Source organism: Pleomorphochaeta sp. DL1XJH-081, from assembly GCF_049310885.1.
Taxonomy (GTDB): domain Bacteria; phylum Spirochaetota; class Spirochaetia; order Sphaerochaetales; family Sphaerochaetaceae; genus CAYZJV01.
Genome location: NZ_JBMDYO010000079.1, coordinates 1 through 277 on the forward strand (window position 1 = coordinate 1; position 277 = coordinate 277).

Annotated in this window: 1 protein-coding gene; it reads left to right on the plus strand. The window is 65.0% G+C overall.

The features are described 5' to 3' along the window. Nucleotides 1–277, plus strand: a 277-nt coding sequence (locus ACODJP_RS13970) for a hypothetical protein (protein WP_422482531.1), incomplete at both ends; no start/stop codon positions are given.

Here is a 277-nt window from a genome sequence, read left to right on the forward strand (position 1 = left end):
GCCGGAAATCAATGAGTATGGCCAGCAGGTGAACGACCTGGTCCCTGGCTGGCAGGGGGCGCAAGTCCTGCGGCGGACAGCGTTAAATGGCCGTTTTTGCCGCCTGGAGCCGCTGGACGTTGACCGTCATGCGGCGGATCTGTTTGCCGCCTATGCGCTCGGCGACAACAGCGACTGGACGTGGCTGGCGTCTACGCGGCCGGAGAGCGTGGCGGCGACCGCCCACTGGATCGCGGGCAAGGTGAATGATGATGCCCTGGTGCCGTATGCGGTGGTT